Origin of the sequence: Bacillus sp. MUM 116 (assembly GCF_001866655.1) — a bacterium.
In the GTDB taxonomy this organism is placed as follows: Bacteria; Bacillota; Bacilli; order Bacillales; family Cytobacillaceae; genus Neobacillus.
In genome coordinates this window covers 110529-130005 of record NZ_MLYR01000005.1, presented here as the reverse complement: position 1 = coordinate 130005, position 19477 = coordinate 110529, and the positions used below count along the sequence as shown (strand labels likewise).

The following is a 19477-nucleotide window of genomic DNA, read 5'->3' as shown; positions in this document are numbered from 1 at the left end:
CTTTCGGCCGGCTTGTCTTGTGCTATGCCTGAGGCTGAGCAGGGCGCTTCCGCTTTTCTTATTGCATTTTAAAACGGCACTGCTTAAGTGCCGCTTTTTTGTAAGGTGCCGAGTTTTTCTCCCACTTTAATCTCTTTCGGCGTATGTATGGCGGAGTCCATTTCAAATATTCCTTTTTCAAATAGCAGGACAACGGTTGATCCAAAACTAAAATACGCCATTTCTTCCCCTTTTTCCAAACAGCTGCCTTTGTGTGTGGTTTCAATTGAATTAACAAACATTGCTCCTACTTTTACCACAGCAATATGTCCAAATTCGGTCTCAGCCTCCGTGATCACCCGGTAATTTTTTGCAAGTGTTCTTACACCGTATTTAAGTCCCCATTTATTCACCGGATATGATTTTCTCCCTAATGTCCATTGCTTTGTAATGGTGCCATCGACGGGGCTATGAATTCGGTGATAATGGCTCGGGCTCAGATAGAGAATCATGTACGTCCCATTTAAATATTTTTCCAACACAGAACGATTGCCAAGCATTTCATCAATAGAGTATATCTTTCCCTTTACAACAATTTCACTTGTTTCTTTAATAGGTCCGATATCTTCAATCACTGCATCTACCGGGCTGACAACAGAATTTGAATCTTTATCGATAGGCCTTGCATCTTTCCGGAGCTTGCGGATAAAAAGGTCATGCAGAGTAGGAAAATCCCGAAAAGAATTTTCGATATCCTCCTGATTTAATTGATAAATCCTTGCAAAAGAAGGAACGGCAAACCGGCTGACCTTAGAACGGGCAAACCGCTTTAACAGGAAAGATGTCCACCTTCCATTTGTTAATTCGATCAATAGCCGATAAAAAGGCTGTATCATTGAATAACCCCCAAATAGTGTAAAAATACTCTTTACGATTAGTCATAAAACCCTTAATATTAAATATTATAAAGTAAATACTTAGAAAAATTGATTCTCTTCCGTTTGATTAAAAAGGAGTGAGCTGAATGTTTTTGTTGGACGTTTTTGATCAAACAATAAAAAAACTTAAATCCCAAACAGCAAATGTTATCACCTTAACAAACCTTTCATTAGGCGGTTTTGCAATTGTATTAGGATTACATGGAAATTTAAGATTAAGCTTGTTATTAATATTTCTTGCAGCATTTGCCGATCGTTTTGATGGAATGATTGCCCGAAAATTTAACATTGAATCAGATCTCGGGAAGCAATTGGATTCCATGAGTGATATTATATCATTCGGAGTCGCTCCGGCACTATTATTGTACCAAGGAATTTTACAGGATTTTGGCGGGCCGGGTACCTTTTTTACGGTATTATATATCGGATGTGGAGCATTTAGACTAGCCCGTTTCAACATAACAGAAAGCAACGGCTATTTTACAGGGTTACCAATAACCGCAGCAGGCTGCTTAGTAACGTTAAGTTTTCTGGCGATTCCCTTTCTGCCGCCTGAAGCCTTTTTATTCATTATCATTATTTTATCATTTCTTATGGTTAGTTCCTTTAAACTTAAAAAAGTATAAATTCATCAGGAAAACCCGGCAGACATTCTGCCGGGCTTTTTATTATTTATCTTTTGTTAATTCAAGAAATTCTTTAATATCATCCAAGCAAGGTTTTACTGCCTGTTTCCAGAAATCCTCTTGTGTCAAATCAACCTGTAGATGTTTCTGCGCCAAATCCTCAACGGTCATGGAAGCTGTATCCCTCAGAAGGGCAATATATTTCTCCTCATACCCTTTTCCTTCCGCAAGAGCCTTGGCATAGATCCCCAATGAAAATAGATATCCGAAAGTATACGGGAAGTTATAGAATGGGACTCCTGTAATAAAGAAATGGAGTTTTGAGGCCCAGAATAAGGGATGGTATTCTTCCAACGCATCACAATATGCTTCTTTTTGTGCTTTAAGCATTAGTTCATTCAACCTTGCTTTAGAAACAGGACCTTGCTTTCTTTCTTCGTAAAAACTTATTTCAAACAGGAACCTGGCGTGAATATTCATTAATAGGGCAACGGTTCTTTGTATTTTATCATCAAGGAGAACAAGTTTCTCTTCTTCATCTTTTGCATTTTTTACTGCTGCATCGGCAACAATCATTTCAGCGAAGGTGGATGCTGTTTCTGCAACATTCATTGCATAATTACGATTTAAATAGTGAACACCTTTCATCGAAAATGAATGGAAACCATGACCCAATTCATGCGCAAGGGTGGAAATATTGGAAGGGGTTCCCGAGTAAGTCATGAAAATTCGTGATTGATTACTTTCCGGAAAAAACGTACAGAAACCGCCTGGTGCCTTCCCTGGTCGATCCTCCCCTTCAATCCATTGTTCTTCAAAAGCTTTTTTGGCAAACGCGGCCAGTTTTTCGCCAAAATGAGAAAACTGCTGTTGAATAAATTCCGCACCCTCCTGATAAGAAACCTTTGATTCCGTTTTCCCATATGGGGCGTCCAAATCAAACCAGCTCAGCTTTTCCAGACCTAACAGCTTTGCTTTTCGATTTAAATATTGAACTAGCAGCTCCTTGCTTTCTGTTATCACTGCCCACATCGTATCAAGTGTTTCTTTTTTCATGCGGCTGATGGTAAGAGGTTCCTTGAGAACATCATCCCAGCCTCTTTTCTCGTAAACACTCAAACGGAACCCTGAGAGGTGATTTAATGTTTTCGCTAAGAGATCGGCCTGCTCATCCCAGGCAGACTCCCAATCTTTAAATACTGCGGCGCGGATCGGCCGTTCAGGGCTTGAAAATTTATTAAAGGCCTGGCCGACCGATAATAGCTTTTCTTCCCCATTTTCCGAAAATGGAATTTTAATTTTCCCGACAATTAAATCATAAAGTTGCCCCCAACTATGATAACCATCCACCCCAAGTGCATTAATTAATGCCTCTTCTTCCTTGGATAGTTTATCTTTCGCTCGTTCGCGGCGCTCGGTTAATACATATGACAGTTCATTCAATGACTCTTCCTTTAGCAGTTGTGTCCAAATGGAATCATCAATTGAAGTTAACAGGTTGTCAAAGCCTGCAAGTGCAGTCTGAAAAGTGGCACTTAAACTTGTTACTTTTGAATCGAGCTGATATGCCTTTTGATCCTCTGTGTTTTGTGCCTGAAGACAGCCCACATAAGCTCCAGCCTGACGAAGCTTTTTGGCAGCATCCTCAAAATCTACTAATAACTCATGTAAATTGATTTTAACCTCGGTATAATTTTTGGGTACCCACTGATTGACCTTTGTTTGAAAAAGCTGAATTAATTCTTCTGTTTTTTGTAAGTGATTTGCTAATTCAGGAGAATCACTTCCTCCTTTGAAAATCACATCAAGATTCCAGACATTTGAATATGTAACAGCTGTCAATGTTTATGCCCCCCTTTATATATGTACAAATTTATTATATGTTTCTTTTTCGAAAAATTCTATTTTCAGGAATGGAATAAGAAATTTGACAACTTTACAGAGACTAGGGTATAAGTGGAAGGAAAAGGATTCATCAAGAAACTTAAATGATTATGATTTTTGTCCGTTCAGGAGGAGAAGAAGTGAAGATTCAAAAGATTTTATTTACTATTTTATTAGGATTGGTGATGATTGCTGCCGGCTGCTCAAACAAAAATCAAAGTAAGAAGAGTGAAGGGGAAGCAAAACAGTCTAATGCGAACATACAATATAAAATTATTGAAGCAAAAAATCTGAAAGTAGACCATATTCACGGGATAGGCTATCCTGGCAATGACAATGGGCTTTATCTTGCCTCCCATGACGGCTTGAAGATGTATAAGGATGCAAAATGGTTTAATACTACATCAAATCTCCATGACTATATGGGATTTCAGGCGACTGAAAAAGGCTTTTTAGCAAGCGGCCATCCACAAAAAGGAACGGACTTAAAGAATCCGCTGGGCTTAGTTCAAAGTTTGGATAAAGGCAAAACAATTAATCAGCTAGCCTTTTACGGACAAAAGGATTTTCACTTTATGGCCGCAAGCTATTCAGGAAATGGAATTTATGTCATAAATGAGGAGCAAAGCGGCAAATTCGCTCCAGGTGTCAATTATTCAAAGGATAACGGAAAGAGCTGGAAGAAAAGCGAATTTAATAGTTTTAAAGCCGATTCACTAGGTATGATCGCCGTCCACCCAGTTAACGGTGACATTATGGCAATGTCAACAAGATCAGGTATTTATTATTCACAGGACAATGGAAATACCATGAAGCTTATTACAACACCTGTTATGGTAACAGCGCTTACATTTATCGGAGATGAACTTATTTACTCCAGTGTTGAAAATGGAAGCATCCTATTAAAAACCATTAACCCGAAAACAGGAAGTATGAAAAATTGGACGATTCCTTTCTTGGATTACGACAATCCGATTACATATTTGGCCGTTAATCCGAAAAATAGAAAACAAATTGCTTTTTCTACTTATAAAAATGATGTTTATGAAACAACAGATGGTGCAAAAAATTGGCAGGTTCTCTTAAAGAACGGAAAAATGGAGCAGGATTAACTCCCGCTCCATTTTTATATCATTAACGATTTTTCTTCCGCTCTTTTTCTGCCCGATAAAATTCATGGAACATTTTCATCAGTGCCCGCTTTTCAATCCTTGATACATAGCTTCTTGAAATTCCAAGTTCTTTGGCAATTTCCCGCTGGGTTTTTTCTTTTTGCAAGTCAAGTCCAAAGCGGCCAATGATAACTTCTTTTTCGCGGTCATCCAGTACATCAATGTACTTTCTAATCTTTTCTAGCTCCATGTTTAGTTGAATGGTGTCGATGACATCCTCTGATTCTGATTTGAGAACATCTATGAGTGAGATTTCATTCCCTTCTTTATCCTGCCCAATCGGATCGTGAAGAGAAACATCCTTTTTCGTTTTCTTCAGAGCTCTTAGATGCATAAGGATTTCATTCTCAATACATCGCGCTGCATAAGTGGCAAGCTTTGTTCCTTTTCCTTCAGAATAGCTCTCGATAGCTTTAATTAATCCAATGGTTCCGATGGAAATTAAATCCTCGGAATCTTCCCCTGTATTTTCAAATTTTTTTACGATATGGGCGACAAGACGGAGATTATGTTCAATCAGCATATTACGCGCATGTGAATCCCCTTCTGCCATTAATCGAAGATATTTTCTTTCCTCAGCAGCAGACAGAGGCTGCGGAAAGGCATTATTTTTTACATAAGAGACTAGAAAAAGAAATTCCTTTACTAAATAACCGAGAGCCGTAAAAATTCCGGACACACACATCCACCCCCGAGCCATATTAGACTAGTGCCTATAACTAATTCCTATGTAGAAATCAGAGAGAATGTGTCTGTCCATTAATTTTTATTTAAAAAGAAAAGCGGATGCGCCTTGGTCAGCCCCGACAAGTGCTGGAGGCCCCGGCGGTGAAGTCGGTCTTTGACTTCATCGCTGGGGCCGAAGCAACCTAGGAAAAAAGCAGTTCATTTTTTCCCTCGAGGGGCTAGGCGCAGGAGCTGGACAATTCTCGGAGTTATTTTAGTTCAATTAAAAAGCATCAACCACCTGAATGGTCAATGCTTCTAGTCCTGACATTATGCTGCTACCTCTGCTGCAATATAACAGCCAATCGCCCCAGTAACAACAAGTGAAAGTGCAACAATAAACAACATATTCCCCACCCCTTTAAGAATGATTCTGCTATGTCTAATTAAAATTTATCATATTTTCACAGGATCAATCTTTAAGGGGTGTGAACATTTTGTTAATAATCAAATTATGTGATTAATGATGAATTCTTTTTTTAGTTCTTAGGAAAAGTGACAATAAAACAAAATGCAACGGCATAATCCATAACCTCCTATTTTAATGATGGTTATGTGGTATCTTTCATAACCCACAAACTAGCTTCTCTTCCTTGAATGAAATAAATCATATATAAAACCACCTTTCTGTTCTGCAAATTTTTGGTACTTACATCCAATGGTGCATGTAAATTTGACGATCTTTATTTTCCTGATAAATCTTTTCAACCATTTCTTGATGGATTGCTTCTTCAACACTAATCCGCCGTTTTTTAATGGTAATGGAAAGGAATAAAATATTCAGGGTCATATAATTTCACCTCCTTTAAAGGATTTTTCATAACCTCTACACATTATGCGGTACATATCCAAAAGGACTGAAAAAAGGGCACAAAAAGGCCGCAAGAAGCAACACCTCCTGCGGCTTTTTTAAGCACCATCAATTTTTAGGCACAAAAATACCGCAAGGCGTCATTCTCCCTGCGGCATGGATATGTATGGTAAAAAGCACGTTAAGCAATCCATTCCAGTCTGGTCGAATGCACGATATTCAGATTTTTAGTTTTCGCTGAAATTGGACTTAACATCATCATTTGATTCGACCTCCTTTAGAATTTTTTACTAACTACGGTAATTATATCCATATCCAATTACTTTGTAAACCTTTTTTACCAATTTTTTTTAAAATGGGCAAAAAAAATAAACGCTCTCGTGGGAAAGCCTATTATTTCAAAAATTTCATGGTCATCAATTTAACACATAAATGTGTATAGAACAGCCCAGCTAAAATGCCGGGCTTCAATTTGATTATGATTCCAAAGCCTGTTGTAAATCTTCAATTAAATCTTCAACATCTTCAAGTCCAACAGAAATACGAACCAATCCATCGACAATTCCTAATTCAGCACGTCGTTCAGCAGGTATGGATGCATGTGTCATCCTAGCCGGTACGGAAATTAAACTTTCTACGGCCCCAAGACTTTCTGCTAACGTAAAGTATTTTACTTTGCTTAATAGTTTGTCGGCATTTTCCTCGCTGCCGACATCAAATGAAACCATGCCGCCAAAGCCGCGGGCTTGTTTTTTCGCAATCGAGTGATTCGGATGTGTTTCTAGTCCAGGGTAATACACTTTATTCACCTTTGGATGTGATAATAAAAATTCGACGATCTTTGTTGTATTCGCTTCTGTTTCTTCCATGCGAATTCCTAATGTTTTTATTCCCCTGATCAACAGCCAAGAATCCTGCGGCCCCAAAATCCCGCCAGTAGAATTTTGAACAAAGTGGAGGTCTTGAGCAAGCTGATCATCCTTCACAACCACTAATCCCGCAACAACATCACTATGTCCCCCAATATATTTAGTAGCACTATGAAGGACAATATCCGCTCCAAGCTCAAGCGGGTTTTGCCAATATGGTGTTGAGAAGGTATTATCAACAATCGTTAACAGATTATGTTCTTTTGCAAGCTTAGATGCTGCATCAATATCGGTTACCTTTAATAGAGGGTTTGTTGGTGTTTCCAGGTATATGGCTTTTGTATTTGGCCTAATTTCCTTTTTAATATTTTCTATATTGCTTGTATCTACAAAAGTGGAATCAATCCCGACTCGGTTTAAGACCTTGGTCATGACACGGAAGGTACCGCCGTATACATCATCTGTTAGAATGACATGATCCCCGCTGTTAAACAGCATGAAAACGGCTGTAATGGCCGCCATTCCGGAACCAAAGGCAAAGCCTGCCTTACCACCTTCGATGTCTTTAATAAGCTCTTCAAGCGCATGTCTGGTTGGATTCCCGGTACGAGAGTACTCAAACCCTTTATGTCCGCCGACGCCTTCTTGTTTATACGTACTTACTTGATAAATCGGAAATGATACCGCACCTGTTGCCGGATCCTCGCTTAAACCACCATGAATTAATTTTGTTTTCCGCTTCACTTAAATGCCCCCTTCAAAAATCTTTTTGCTTAAATAACGTTCACTTCCATCAGGAAAGATGACGACAATATTTGTCCCCGGTTCTGCTGTTTTTGCTTCTTTTAAAGCGGCATAAAACGCAGCACCGGAAGAACTGCCAACAAGAAGGCCTTCTTTTGCTGCCAATTCCTTAACAAGGACAAAAGCATCATCATCAGAAACGGTATAAATCGAATCAAAATAAGTCGGATCCATATAACCAGGGAGGAATTCCATTCCAATACCCTCTGTTTTATGAGGACCAGATTCACCGCCATTTAAAATTGACCCCTCCGGTTCAACGATGACCGTTTTTACATCCCTTTTCTGGTCTTTCAAATAACGGGCTGTTCCCATAAAGGTTCCGCCGGTTCCTGCTCCTGCTATAAAGACACCCACTTGGCCACCCGTCTGCTCCCAAATTTCCGGGCCGAGCGTTTTATAATACGTTTCAGGGTTTGCCGGGTTACCAAATTGCTGTGGACAATAAGAATTTGGAATTTCCTTTAGAAGTTCCTCCGTTTTGGCAATGGCCCCCTTCATTCCTTTTTCCGTCGGAGTGTGAACAATTTTTGCTCCAAGCGCCTTCATTAACTCCTGTTTTTCTATGCTGAATTTTTCAGGTACACACAAAATGACTTGGACGCCTTTATTGATAGCGGCAAGAGCCAAGCCAATTCCGGTATTTCCTGCGGTTGGCTCAATGATTGTGCTGCCTTCACGGATTTTTCCACTTGCAAAGGCCGCATTTAATAATTCAACCCCAAGCCGGTCCTTAACACTTCCTCCTGGATTCATGAACTCCAGCTTTGCAAATAAACGGACACCTTCCGGCATGGGAAAGTGATTAATTTCTACCATAGGTGTATGACCAATTAAATCATGAACATTTTTATAAATATTCATTTTTCCACCACTTTCTTGTCTATCTCAATGCTGCTACCATCTTCATCACTAATGTGGCCGAATGACGTGCTGCCTGGTCAATAAACTGGTCAAATGAAACTTCTGATTCTTTTCCGGCAATATCTGAAAGGGAACGGATAATAACAAATGGAACACCAAATTGATGTGCTACTTGGGCAATCGCTGCTGCTTCCATTTCTACGGCTTGAAGGTCATCAAATTTTGAACGGACAAATTCAACACGTGCAGGATCTTCCATGAAAGAATCCCCAGTGGCAATTACTCCCTTTACAATTTGAAAATTATCAAGCTCTTTTGCGGCATTTTCTGCAACTTCAATTAACTTTTGATCTGCTGTAAATGCAGCAGGCAGCTGTGGGACCTGCCCATACTCATAACCAAAGGCGGTTACATCCACATCGTGATGACGAACTTCCGTTGAAATGACCGCATCCCCAACATTTAGAGATGGATTAAATCCTCCTGCAGACCCTGTATTGATAATATAGTCAGGTTTATATTTTTCAAGAAGAATAGTCGTTGACATAGCTGCATTTACTTTACCAATCCCGGAACGCAGTAAAATCACATCTGTACCGTTCATTTGGCCAAAGGTAAATTCACAGCCTGCCACTGTTTCTTGACTTCTCCCATCGATATTGTCCCTTAGTAAGGTTACTTCTTCTTCCATTGCTCCAATGATTGCGATTTTCATTACTTACCTCTTTCTAGCGTTTTACTCCTTCCATTAACCAGACAAACTCGTTGCACTTTTCAAATGAAACACTAAATCCGTTATTTTCCAATATATTTTTTAAAACAGGAATTGTTGTATAGTATTCAGTTTCCAAATCGTTTGCCAGATTATGAAAGCCTTCGCTTTTTGCTTTTGAAATTGCATGATTATAATCTTCCTCGGATTCATACATCGTATCCGCGAACACTATTTTACCACCTTTTGAAAGGAGCATGCTATATTTTTCAATTGCAGCCGCTTTTTCATCATCTGTAAGGTGATGAAAGGCATAGGTGCTGACAAATGTATCGATGTTTTTGATTGCCGGAAACTCAAGAAAATCACCATCAAGAATAATTGCCTCACCCATTAGTTTTTCCTCGGCAATTTGTCTCATGGAGGGTGAAGGCTCGATCCCAGTCACAATTAAACCACTGGCTAAAAGGTTTTTGGTTAAGTTACCAGTTCCAACGCCAAATTCCACCACATGGCCATATGAACGGGAAGCAACTAACTCTAAAATTCTCTCATAACTCGAAAATACTTCTTTATATTCTTGATCATGGCCAATGACCGTTTCATCATACGAATCTGCCCATTGCTCAAATACATCTAAAAATTCTCTACCCATAATTTCCACGCTCCTGATGTAAACGTATAATTCCTATGAGTATACTATGGATTAGACAAAAACTATGTTAACATAATACATTAATTTACACAACAAAAAAGGATGAAGCCGTAATGGCCCATCCTTATTTTTTTTCTACCTTTGTCGGCTTCCAGCCTTGGCCGTCCACCCATTCAATATATACTGTGTAATTTTGTTTTTTATCTTTTGAGGATACCGTACCAATGGATGCATTCTGTTTGCTTCGGTCTCTGCCAAGATGCCATACGATCATATTATTTTGATCAATGCCCGTAGCATATGAAATGGCATTCAGCATTTCCTGCCAATCCGTTGAACTTGTATCATAGACAGGTGTATGTTCGCCTGATTGCGTAGTGCCCACTGGTTTCCAGTCTTTATTTTCAGTTGTATTTTGATTATCTGGAGAATTTCCACTCTCTGAAGTAGCCTGCTGTGAATCAGTAGCCTGCTGTGAATCACCTGTACCATCCGTTGAGGAATCTGACGTTCCCGTAGCACTGTCAGCAGGTGTGCTTGTTTCTTGAGCAGTATCAGTCTGATTCTTTTTTGGTTCCGTTTGTTTTTCTGCTGTATGTTGAACATCATTTTTCGGTGATGCGTTGTTATCTCCCGATGCAAAAATTCTGTAGGCAACAAAAACAATTAAGACAATTATAATCACAATCAAACTATTTAAAATAAGATTTGTTTTTTTTCGTTTCGACCGGTATCCTGAACGCGAATCGTTATCGATATTCAAGTTAATCCCTCCTAAAAATGAAGCTGTCAACATTCTAACATGATTTGCCCAGAACTTGAAGAGATATCCCTTAAACCAATCGAAAAGTGCTATTCATCCAAGTGATTATTCGAATAAAGCATTTTGACCATATCAGAAAATAATAAATTCACACCCCCCTCATTGTCATACACATCGAAATTTACAGCTACAAGAGCATATTTTGGGCTCTCATAGGGAAAATAACCGGCAAACCATTTATTATGAAGCTGTTTTCCTTTCAAATACTTTCCCGTTTCGGCCGTTCCTGATTTTCCTGCAACTTCATAGGGCAGATTTTGAAACCATTTGCCCGTACCATTCGGATTTTGAACAACGCTCCTTAACAATTTTTGCAGCTTCATCGCCGTATAAGAGGAAATCGTATCTCCAGGCAAATTCTGCTGTGGAAAATTCACAATGGTTGTCCCATTTTTATATTGGATTTTCGAAACCGCCCGGACCATTTCTTTTTGGCCGCCTCTTGCAATCGTTGCCATCATATTGGCAACCGCTAGTGGAGTAGCTCTTACTTCATGTTGGCCAATTCCGGACATTGCTGCATAGTTAGAGTCCTTTCGTGCATTATCAGATTGGAATACCCTGCCCTTTTCTTCTTCACCGAGCTGTTTAAAATCACTTGTATGGTACACATCTCCCTCCCAGCCTACGGGGCCGATTAAAGATAATCTCGATGCATATTGCTCTAAAATAGTTGGATCAATCTTTTGTAACTCTTTTGAAAGTTCTCCGAATGTACGGTTACAGCTTCTGGCAAAGCTTTCGGAAAAGTTTAATTTACCATAATCATATTTCAACTCAGGTTCCCCATTTATCTTCTTGCTGCAATCAAATACCCTTGCAGGGTTATCAAGATTCTGGTCAATAGCTGCCGCAGCCACTACTGTTTTAAAAACGGAACCCATAATTTGCTGCTTTAACATTCGATTCGTGATCCCTGAGCCGCTATACGGATCTTTTTTATTTACATTCGGACGGGATACCATTGCTAAAATACTATTATCCTTAATATCTAAAAGTACTAAACCGCCCTTTTTAATTTGATAACGATCAACCAATTCCTCAGCCTTTTGCTGAATCGTTTTATCAATTGTGGTTTTTACGTTGACTGGATAAAATGGATTGGCAGGATCTACATACTTAACATTTATGCCGAATAATGGTGCACCATCCCCATCGACATGGTAAACAAGCTTGGATTTGCCTTCAGGAAGTAAAAATTCATCAAAGCTTTTTTCTAAACCGGAAACCCCAATCAGGGTTTCCCTTGGCAGTTCCTTTTTAGGATAACGATTTACTAGTTCTGTTGGGTTCTCCCCGGTAAGGCCGATTAATTGCTCAGCGGGTAGGGATTTCCTCTCAAACTTTTTATCAATAGCAAAGACGCCCGGTATCTCTAGCGCATTGATTCTTTCAACCTGGGAATCGGTTAGTTCCACCGGTTCCGGGTTCCCATAAGTAAATGGTTTTTTTGCTTTTTCGACCGCATGTTGAAGAGATTCTTGAGAGATACCGGAAATGGAAGAAACCTTCTCAACATCCCAATCCATTTTTTTTAAAAATGGAAAAAGCACCAAAACGGATTCCTTTTTATGGGTTAACATATTCCCATTCCGGTCGAGAAAACTCCCCCTGCCATTGTCAATCACTAATTCTTGGGTTCTCTGCTTAACGCTTTCCTCCAGCAAGTTAATATGATGTTTGGAGAAATTCTCTGTATTAATTAATTGGATTTTCATGAGCCTGAATAATAATAACGTAAAAAAGAAAATACAGATGTAAAGCAATCCTTTTGCACGTATTTTCCACATAAAAAAACACCTCGTCAAAAGTTTTGACGAGGTGTGGAAATTTCAAACAATTTATTCAATTAAATTATTTAATCGTTATGATGCGAACGTTCATTTCTCCGCCCGGAGTTTGAACTGTTACTTCATCCCCAACCTTTTTTCCTAAAAGGCTTTTGGCAATTGGAGAATCATTAGAGATTTTGCCCTCAAAAGGATCTGCCTCGGCACTACCAACAATTGTATAAGTCTCTTCTTCTCCATCCGGAAGTTCAATAAAAGTTACAGATCTTCCCAAGGCTACGGAATCGCTTGCCATTTCGCCTTCTTCAATAATCTTTGCATTACGAATCATATTTTCTAATGTGGTAATACGGCCTTCCACAAATGCTTGTTCTTCTTTTGCAGAATCATATTCGGAGTTTTCGGATAAGTCGCCAAAACTTCTGGCAATTTTAATCCGCTCAACAACCTCTTTCCGTTTAACGGATTTTAGGTATTCAAGCTCCTGTTCGAGTTTTTCTTTTCCTGCCTGTGTCATTGGAAATACTTTTTCTCCTGCCAAAACTTCTCACTCCTTCTAGTATCACAATCCCCCAAAAAAGATTGTGTTTAAAATATATGTATGATGTATGCATCTTTTGTAAATGCATAGGAGCGCGTCCTTTTATCAGGGCGCGCCAAAATCATATTTTTCCAAATTGGAATCAATTAGTCTTATCTTTTGCTATTGTTTCATAAAAATGAATTTTGTTCAAGAATTGTTTGAATTTTTGTGACCATTAAATCGATTGCTACATGATTATGCCCGCCTTCAGGAATAATGACATCCGCATAGCGTTTTGTTGGCTCGATAAATTGATTGTGCATCGGCCGTACTACGTTTACATATTGATCAATGACCGAATCCAATGTCCGACCCCGTTCTTTAATATCGCGCTGCATGCGGCGGATAATTCTTAAATCGGCGTCCGTGTCCACATAAAGTTTAATGTCCATTAAATTGCGGAGTCGTTCATCCTCAAGAACCAGAATCCCTTCCAAGATGATAACATCCTTCGGTTCGACGGGAATGACCTCATCTGAACGGGTATGAAGAGAATAATCATACACTGGCTTTTCAATTGGTTCATAGCGTAAAAGCTTCTCAATATGCTCAATCAGCAAATCATTATCAAAGGCAAGCGGATGATCGTAATTCGTTTTCAGCCGTTCTTCAAAGGGAAGATTGCTCTGATCCTTATAATAATAATCCTGCTCAAGCATAAGGATAGAATGCCCTTTAAAACTATCATAAATGGCTTTTGTAACACTGGTTTTTCCGGAGCCTGATCCCCCGGTTACACCAATAACAACTGGTTTGCGCATCTTAGTTCTCCTTTCGCATCATGTTGTTAGTGTAAACCGGTTTGTTCAATTTGAATTGTACAATTTGAAGTGGATGTCTTGCTGCATCCAGTTCTTGACCCTTTTCATCCCAAATTTTATCTATAACGTGCGTAAAGTTTTGAATTTCCGGTCCGAAGAATTCAACTTCATCACCTGGTTTAAAATGGTTTCGCTGTTGAAGTGTAACCATTTGTGTTTCCTCGTTATAATCCAATACAAGGCCAACAAATTCAAATGTTGTCTTCTTGCTATGATTACCAAACATTTGCTCTTTATACCCTGGAACGCCTTCAAAAAATGCCGGTGCCGTTTCGCGGTTTGCACATTTATCAAGCTCCTGGAGCCATTCGCGTTTGATAACAAAATTCTCTGGATCGGCGCAGTATGCATCAATTACTTTACGATATACACTAACTACCGTCGCAATATAGTGAATCGACTTCATCCGTCCTTCAATTTTTAAACTGTCGATTCCTATTTCAATCATTTGCGGGATGGATTGGATTAAATTTAAGTCTTTCGGACTCATGGCAAACGGTGCATCGTTCTCGGCAAATTGCTGAACTTCAGTATTTCCGCCCTCTAGCTGGTATAAATCATAATCCCAGCGGCAGGATTGACAGCAGCCCCCCCGATTGGAGTCACGTGCAGTCATATGGTTACTTAACGTACAACGCCCGGAATAGGCAATACACATGGCACCATGGATAAAGGTTTCAATTTCAATATCAACTTTTTCTTTCATTTCCCGGATTTCTTCAGCACTTGTTTCACGTGCCAATACAACTCGTTCCAGCCCTTCTTCCTTCCAAAATTGGACAGCTTTCCAGTTGGAAAGAGATTGCTGGGTACTAAGGTGAATTTCGATACCTGGCGCCACCCGTTTGCATGTTTCAATAATCAGCGGGTCTGCTACGATAATTCCGGCAACACCAGCTTCTTTTAATCCCATTAAATATTCTTCTAATCCATCTATATTTTCATTGTGAGCGAAAATATTAGTGGTAACATAGATTTTTGCGCCAAATTTTTTAGCGAATTCTACGCCCTCTTTCATTTCCTCAAATGTAAAGTTATCAGCATTCGAGCGGAGACCGTATTCCTGACCACCTATAAATACAGCGTCAGCACCATATTGAACAGCAATTTTTAATTTTTCAAGATTTCCTGCAGGAGCAAGCAGTTCCGGCTTTTTAACAATGACACGCTTCCCATCGATAATCTCTGATATTTTATCTTTAACAATACTCATGTTCTATTTCCCTCCTTTTAATAAACCGTTTCTTTGAAAAAGAACCCTGTATCTAAAGGACGATCTGAAGGTTGAATTTCTTCAATAGCCGCTAATAATTCTTCTTTTTTATCTTCATAAAGCTCTTCATCTTCAAAATATAAATCAATGGCTTCACGATATGCTTTTGTTATAGCAAGAATATATTCAGAAGTTTTAAGAATCCCGTCAATTTTAAAAGAATCTACACCGGCCTCCAGCATATCCTGCAATTCATCAATGATACAAATATCATTTGGACTCATAATGTGTGTACCGTTCTCATCTTCAAAAATTGGATATTTATTTCCTCGTTCTTTGTCATGTAAGAACATGTTCTCTGACATTTTACGATTTTCAACTTCCATTACTTTTCCTTGGTACTCATAATAGTTACCAAGTAAAGAACGCTTTGATTGGAACATGCAACTCATTCCATGAACTAGAACTTCAATTTCCACTTCCGCTTTCTCTTTGATTTCAACAATTGCATCCAAATTAATTTCACGTGCGAGAACAGCCCGTTTGGCGCCCTTTCTCCCCCAGTAATTGCAAGTATACCAGTTCGTTCCGGTAGTCTCAGTGCTCCAATGTAATTTCATGTCCGGAGCAGTTTCCTTAGCTGCCATTAATACAGCGGGATCTCCGAAAATAATCGCATCAGCATTTGCTTCTGCAGCAAAGCGGATATAATCATTTAATTCATCCACTTTTTCATTATGGAAAATGGCGTTCATGGCCACATAAACTTTCTTTCCTTGTGAATGGGCAACTTCAATTGCTTTTATAACTTGTTCCCGGTTAAATTCACCTGCTAGCCGCAAACCATATCGTTGTTCTCCAATGACAAACGCATCTGCACCGGCTTCAGCAAGCGGGAGAATATCCTCAACAGACAAGGGAGTCACTAAAATTTCTGGTTTTTTCATTCTTTTTCACCTCTTCTTTTGCTTATGGCCACACCGTCACCAACTGGGAGAATTACCGTATCATAATCAGGATGGGACATGAGCCAGCGATTAAAATCATCTATTTTCTTAACAAGATTTCTTGTTCGTTTTGATTCGATTTCCTGCTCACATACAAGGCCTTTAAAAAGGACATTATCGGTCACAATCATTCCACTAGAAGTTAGGAATTTCGAATACATTTCAAAAAATCTCTTATATTGACCTTTTGCCGCATCAATAAAAATCGCATCAAAAGGTGCATGTCTAGCCACATTGTCTCCCACTTCAAGCGCATCTCCTTTAATGAGTACGATTTGCTCATTTCTTCCGGAGCGGCTAATATAAGCTTCCGCTAATGAATAACGCACCTCATCACGTTCAATTGTGACAATTTGGGCTTCGGGGAGGGCAAAAGCCATTCGCAATGCTGAATAGCCAATTGCTGTTCCGACCTCGAGGATTTTTTTTGTATTCTGTATTCTTAGAATTTGAAGCATTGCTTCGATTCCTGCAAGTTCCATAATCGGTACTTGGTGTTCTTTTGCAAATTCCTCCATTTCCTGAAGCAATGGATTACGAACCGATATTAAATTTTCTATATAAGAATGTAGCTTTTCATTATCCAAGCTACTCACCTCTATTTCTTATCAAGCATGATGCTTACTTTAGACATGAAAAAATAGCGTTCACAGAAAACGACCTCATCACCTAAAAATTTTATTTTGGTGATGTGTTAAAGCAAAGGGTGGCCAGAACACAATTCTGTGAGTCACGCTATAAGATGCTTATTAAAACACTTGAATTATTTTAACATAAAAAAAAGGGGAATGCTAATTTTCCCCCAAAATTATACCTATTTTTTATTGGAAATATGCTTAGCCTTTTCCTGATTATGCTCGGCAAGCGTTTTTGTAAAAATAACCGAACCATCTGCTGTGGCAAGAAAATAGTAATAATCGGTTTTTTCCGGGCGCAATGCTGCCTCAATTGAGATTTTCCCTGCATTAGAGATCGGTCCTGGAGGTAAACCTGTATTTTTATACGTATTATAAGGAGAACTCACTTCTAAATCAGCATAATAGACTTTCTTCTTATGTTTCCCTTGTGCATAAAGGATGGTAGGGTCTGTTTGCAGCGGCATTCCCTTTTTTAACCGATTATAAAAAACACTAGAAATCTTTTTACGGTCGGCCTTTTCAGTTGCCTCTTCCTCAATTAAAGATGCCATTGTTAAAAGTTGATGAACCGATAGGTGTTTCTTATCACTTTCGGCTGTATATTGAGATAAAACTGTCTTCGTTTTATCTAGCATCAACGATACGATTTCATCAATGGATGGATCTTTCTTATAAAAGGAATAGGTCGCCGGATATAAGTATCCTTCCAGTGGATATTTAATATTGTTATTAAGAATTTCATTTGTTAAAAGCGTTGGGTATTTTTCCATCATTGCTTTAACAAAGGTTTTATCATTTAATTGATTCAACACATCTTGATCCTTTTTATGAACTGCCTTTGCGATGAGATGGGCAATTTCTTTTAATTGCTTTCCTTCTGGTATGGTCAGTTTAATGGCAGCCTGCTGCAGAACCCTTCCTGTTTTCAGTCGGCTTACAATCTCTGGAATATCCATCGAAGGGCTCAATTCGTATTTACCAGCCATAAATCCGCCTTCATTTTTTAATTTCACATAATACTTAAAAACTTTTGCATTTTTAATAATGCCGTTTGACTCTAATCTTTCAGCGATTCCTGTGACAGTTGATCCAATTGGGATATCGACTTTTTTATACAGTTTACTCTTTGGATCAACAGGTTTAAGTGCTGATTGTATGTAAAGATAACCGCCTCCACCAATGACAACAATCAATAAACCAATGATGATCGAGATGGTTAAGACAATGCGTCTGACAATTTTTGCTTCACTTTGATGTTCTAACATTTTTTTTCTGATTTCCTCTTTTTTTGTCCCTTTTTCTCCAGTTGCCAAATAGACTTCCCCCTTGCTGCAGTCAAGCGTTCACAAATCAACCAAAAATAGAAAAAATATTATAAATGACATCGTAGTAATTTCATCATATACTGCGAAAAATGTCAATTTTTCAGTTATTTTGGCTAAAAAGGGCTATTTTTTAAATAAAAAAAATCGGCCAATTTACCCGGCCGACTTTTCTAATTATTATTCTTCTTCGTCTTGTTCTTCTAGGAAGGTATTTAGCATTTCTTCAATCATATCCCATTCTTCATCGGTTTCGATTGGCATTAATTCGCCATCTTCTCCGTCCTCGGTCGGGGAAAATGCAGAAGCGTGAATTTCGATATCCTCTTCCTCATCTTCTTCACCTACCGGGTAATATAAAACATAAGATTTACCGAACTCTTCAGAATCGAAGGTAAATAAAACTTCACATAATTGTTCATTACCGTTATCATCTACAACTGTAATATGGTTTTCTCCGTGATCCATGTTTTCACCTCATTTAATTTTTGCTATCAAGATAGCCTTGTAAGATCATTACTGCAGCCATTTTATCAATTACTTTTTTCCGTTTTTTTCGGCTAACATCCGCTTCCAAAAGCACCCGTTCAGCGGCCATGGTGGAAAGGCGCTCGTCCCATAAAACGGTCGGTACCGAAAAGAGACTTTCAAGCTCCGATGCATATTTTTGACTCGCTTCGCCACGCGGACCAATTGTGCCATTCATATTCTTCGGAAAACCGATGACAACCTGGCTGACCTGATACTCTTTTATTAATTGACCAATTTCCTCAAAACCAAACTGGTTCTTTTCTTCATTGATTTTGAGTGTTTTTAAGCCCTGTGCAGTCCAGCCCAGTTCATCACTTAAGGCAACCCCGACTGTTTTCGAGCCTACATCTAATCCCATGATGCGCATTCATCAACCCTCACGCTGTTTTTTTAAATATGATTTAACCAATTCTTCAATGATTTCATCCCGTTCAAGTTTGCGAATAATGTTGCGGGCATCCCGATGTCGTGGAATATACGCAGGATCTCCGGATAAAAGGTAGCCGACAATTTGATTGATTGGATTGTACCCCTTTTCCTGCAAGGCTTCATATACTTGAAAAAGAACATCGTTTACATCATGTTCGAAAGGCTCTTCAGGAAAACTGAACCTCATCGTTTTGTCAAATGAGCTCATTTTATTGCACCTCGCATTTCTGAATAAAGGAGAAAATTTTCTTGTCTAGCTCCAGCGCCTAGGAAAGGCGCT

At 39.0% G+C, this 19477-nt stretch carries 21 protein-coding genes; 2 read left to right on the top strand and 19 right to left on the bottom strand.

Annotated features, from left to right (window positions below):
* Positions 1-83 precede the first annotated feature (83 nt).
* Positions 84-875: a phosphatidylserine decarboxylase gene (locus tag BIV60_RS01855; protein WP_071354045.1), complete on the bottom strand. Its 792-nt coding sequence runs from the start codon at positions 873-875 to the stop codon at positions 84-86.
* 128 nt (positions 876-1003) lie between these two features.
* Between BIV60_RS01855 and pssA the strand changes: the two genes are divergently transcribed.
* On the top strand, positions 1004-1543 hold the full coding sequence (gene pssA / locus BIV60_RS01850; protein WP_071354044.1) for a CDP-diacylglycerol--serine O-phosphatidyltransferase: 540 nt from the start codon (positions 1004-1006) through the stop codon (positions 1541-1543).
* A 42-nt stretch (positions 1544-1585) separates the two neighbouring features.
* On the opposite strand, the gene BIV60_RS01845 is transcribed toward pssA, so the two are convergent.
* A complete protein-coding gene (locus BIV60_RS01845) occupies positions 1586-3385 on the bottom strand; it encodes a M3 family oligoendopeptidase (protein WP_071354043.1) in 1800 nt (599 codons plus the stop codon).
* Positions 3386-3567: 182 nt separating this feature from the next.
* Here BIV60_RS01845 and BIV60_RS01840 point away from each other — a divergent pair, with 182 nt between their 5' ends.
* The gene (locus BIV60_RS01840; protein WP_071354042.1) at positions 3568-4539 is read left to right on the top strand and encodes a F510_1955 family glycosylhydrolase; all 972 of its coding nucleotides are present in this window, start codon (positions 3568-3570) and stop codon (positions 4537-4539) included.
* A gap of 22 nt (positions 4540-4561) precedes the next feature.
* Here BIV60_RS01840 and sigK read toward each other — a convergent pair whose 3' ends face one another.
* From sigK to BIV60_RS01760, 17 genes are all read right to left on the bottom strand, one after another.
* Complete coding sequence (sigK, locus tag BIV60_RS01835) at positions 4562-5278, bottom strand: RNA polymerase sporulation sigma factor SigK (RefSeq protein WP_026572373.1); 717 nt, start codon at positions 5276-5278, stop codon at positions 4562-4564.
* A 696-nt stretch (positions 5279-5974) separates the two neighbouring features.
* The gene (locus BIV60_RS28070; RefSeq protein ID WP_083402058.1) at positions 5975-6115 is read right to left on the bottom strand and encodes a YrzI family small protein; all 141 of its coding nucleotides are present in this window, start codon (positions 6113-6115) and stop codon (positions 5975-5977) included.
* Positions 6116-6612: 497 nt separating this feature from the next.
* Positions 6613-7749 carry a bifunctional cystathionine gamma-lyase/homocysteine desulfhydrase gene (locus BIV60_RS01830; RefSeq protein ID WP_071354041.1) on the bottom strand — a complete coding sequence of 379 codons (1137 nt, stop codon included), beginning with the start codon at positions 7747-7749 and terminating at the stop codon, positions 6613-6615.
* On the bottom strand, positions 7750-8673 hold the full coding sequence (gene cysK / locus BIV60_RS01825) for a cysteine synthase A (protein ID WP_071354040.1): 924 nt from the start codon (positions 8671-8673) through the stop codon (positions 7750-7752).
* Positions 8674-8692: 19 nt separating this feature from the next.
* Positions 8693-9388: a 5'-methylthioadenosine/S-adenosylhomocysteine nucleosidase gene (mtnN, locus tag BIV60_RS01820; protein ID WP_071354039.1), complete on the bottom strand. Its 696-nt coding sequence runs from the start codon at positions 9386-9388 to the stop codon at positions 8693-8695.
* A gap of 13 nt (positions 9389-9401) precedes the next feature.
* Positions 9402-10040, bottom strand: a complete 639-nt coding sequence (locus tag BIV60_RS01815; RefSeq protein WP_071354038.1) for a class I SAM-dependent DNA methyltransferase — start codon at positions 10038-10040, stop codon at positions 9402-9404.
* Between the two features lie 124 nt (positions 10041-10164).
* Positions 10165-10803 (bottom strand): YrrS family protein, encoded by a 639-nt coding sequence (locus BIV60_RS01810; protein ID WP_256218269.1) that lies wholly within the window; start codon positions 10801-10803, stop codon positions 10165-10167.
* A gap of 89 nt (positions 10804-10892) precedes the next feature.
* On the bottom strand, positions 10893-12653 hold the full coding sequence (locus tag BIV60_RS01805; RefSeq protein ID WP_071354036.1) for a peptidoglycan D,D-transpeptidase FtsI family protein: 1761 nt from the start codon (positions 12651-12653) through the stop codon (positions 10893-10895).
* Positions 12654-12717: 64 nt separating this feature from the next.
* Entirely contained in the window at positions 12718-13194 is a 477-nt protein-coding gene (gene greA / locus BIV60_RS01800; protein ID WP_071354035.1) for a transcription elongation factor GreA, read from the bottom strand.
* A 170-nt stretch (positions 13195-13364) separates the two neighbouring features.
* Positions 13365-13997: a uridine kinase gene (gene udk / locus BIV60_RS01795; RefSeq protein ID WP_071354034.1), complete on the bottom strand. Its 633-nt coding sequence runs from the start codon at positions 13995-13997 to the stop codon at positions 13365-13367.
* A gap of 1 nt (position 13998) precedes the next feature.
* Positions 13999-15270, bottom strand: a complete 1272-nt coding sequence (locus tag BIV60_RS01790; protein ID WP_071354033.1) for a peptidase U32 family protein — start codon at positions 15268-15270, stop codon at positions 13999-14001.
* Positions 15271-15287: 17 nt separating this feature from the next.
* Complete coding sequence (locus tag BIV60_RS01785) at positions 15288-16217, bottom strand: peptidase U32 family protein (protein ID WP_071354032.1); 930 nt, start codon at positions 16215-16217, stop codon at positions 15288-15290.
* Positions 16214-16864, bottom strand: coding sequence for an O-methyltransferase (locus BIV60_RS01780; RefSeq protein WP_071354031.1), 651 nt, complete (start codon positions 16862-16864; stop codon positions 16214-16216). The genes BIV60_RS01785 and BIV60_RS01780 overlap by 4 nt, the downstream gene beginning before the upstream one ends.
* A gap of 227 nt (positions 16865-17091) precedes the next feature.
* Positions 17092-18228: an endolytic transglycosylase MltG gene (mltG, locus tag BIV60_RS01775; RefSeq protein ID WP_083402057.1), complete on the bottom strand. Its 1137-nt coding sequence runs from the start codon at positions 18226-18228 to the stop codon at positions 17092-17094.
* Between the two features lie 189 nt (positions 18229-18417).
* Entirely contained in the window at positions 18418-18705 is a 288-nt protein-coding gene (locus tag BIV60_RS01770; protein ID WP_071354030.1) for a DUF1292 domain-containing protein, read from the bottom strand.
* Positions 18706-18718: 13 nt separating this feature from the next.
* The gene (gene ruvX, locus BIV60_RS01765; RefSeq protein WP_071354029.1) at positions 18719-19135 is read right to left on the bottom strand and encodes a Holliday junction resolvase RuvX; all 417 of its coding nucleotides are present in this window, start codon (positions 19133-19135) and stop codon (positions 18719-18721) included.
* Positions 19136-19138: 3 nt separating this feature from the next.
* Positions 19139-19405, bottom strand: coding sequence for an IreB family regulatory phosphoprotein (locus BIV60_RS01760; RefSeq protein WP_071354028.1), 267 nt, complete (start codon positions 19403-19405; stop codon positions 19139-19141).
* Between the last annotated feature and the right edge of the window lie 72 nt (positions 19406-19477).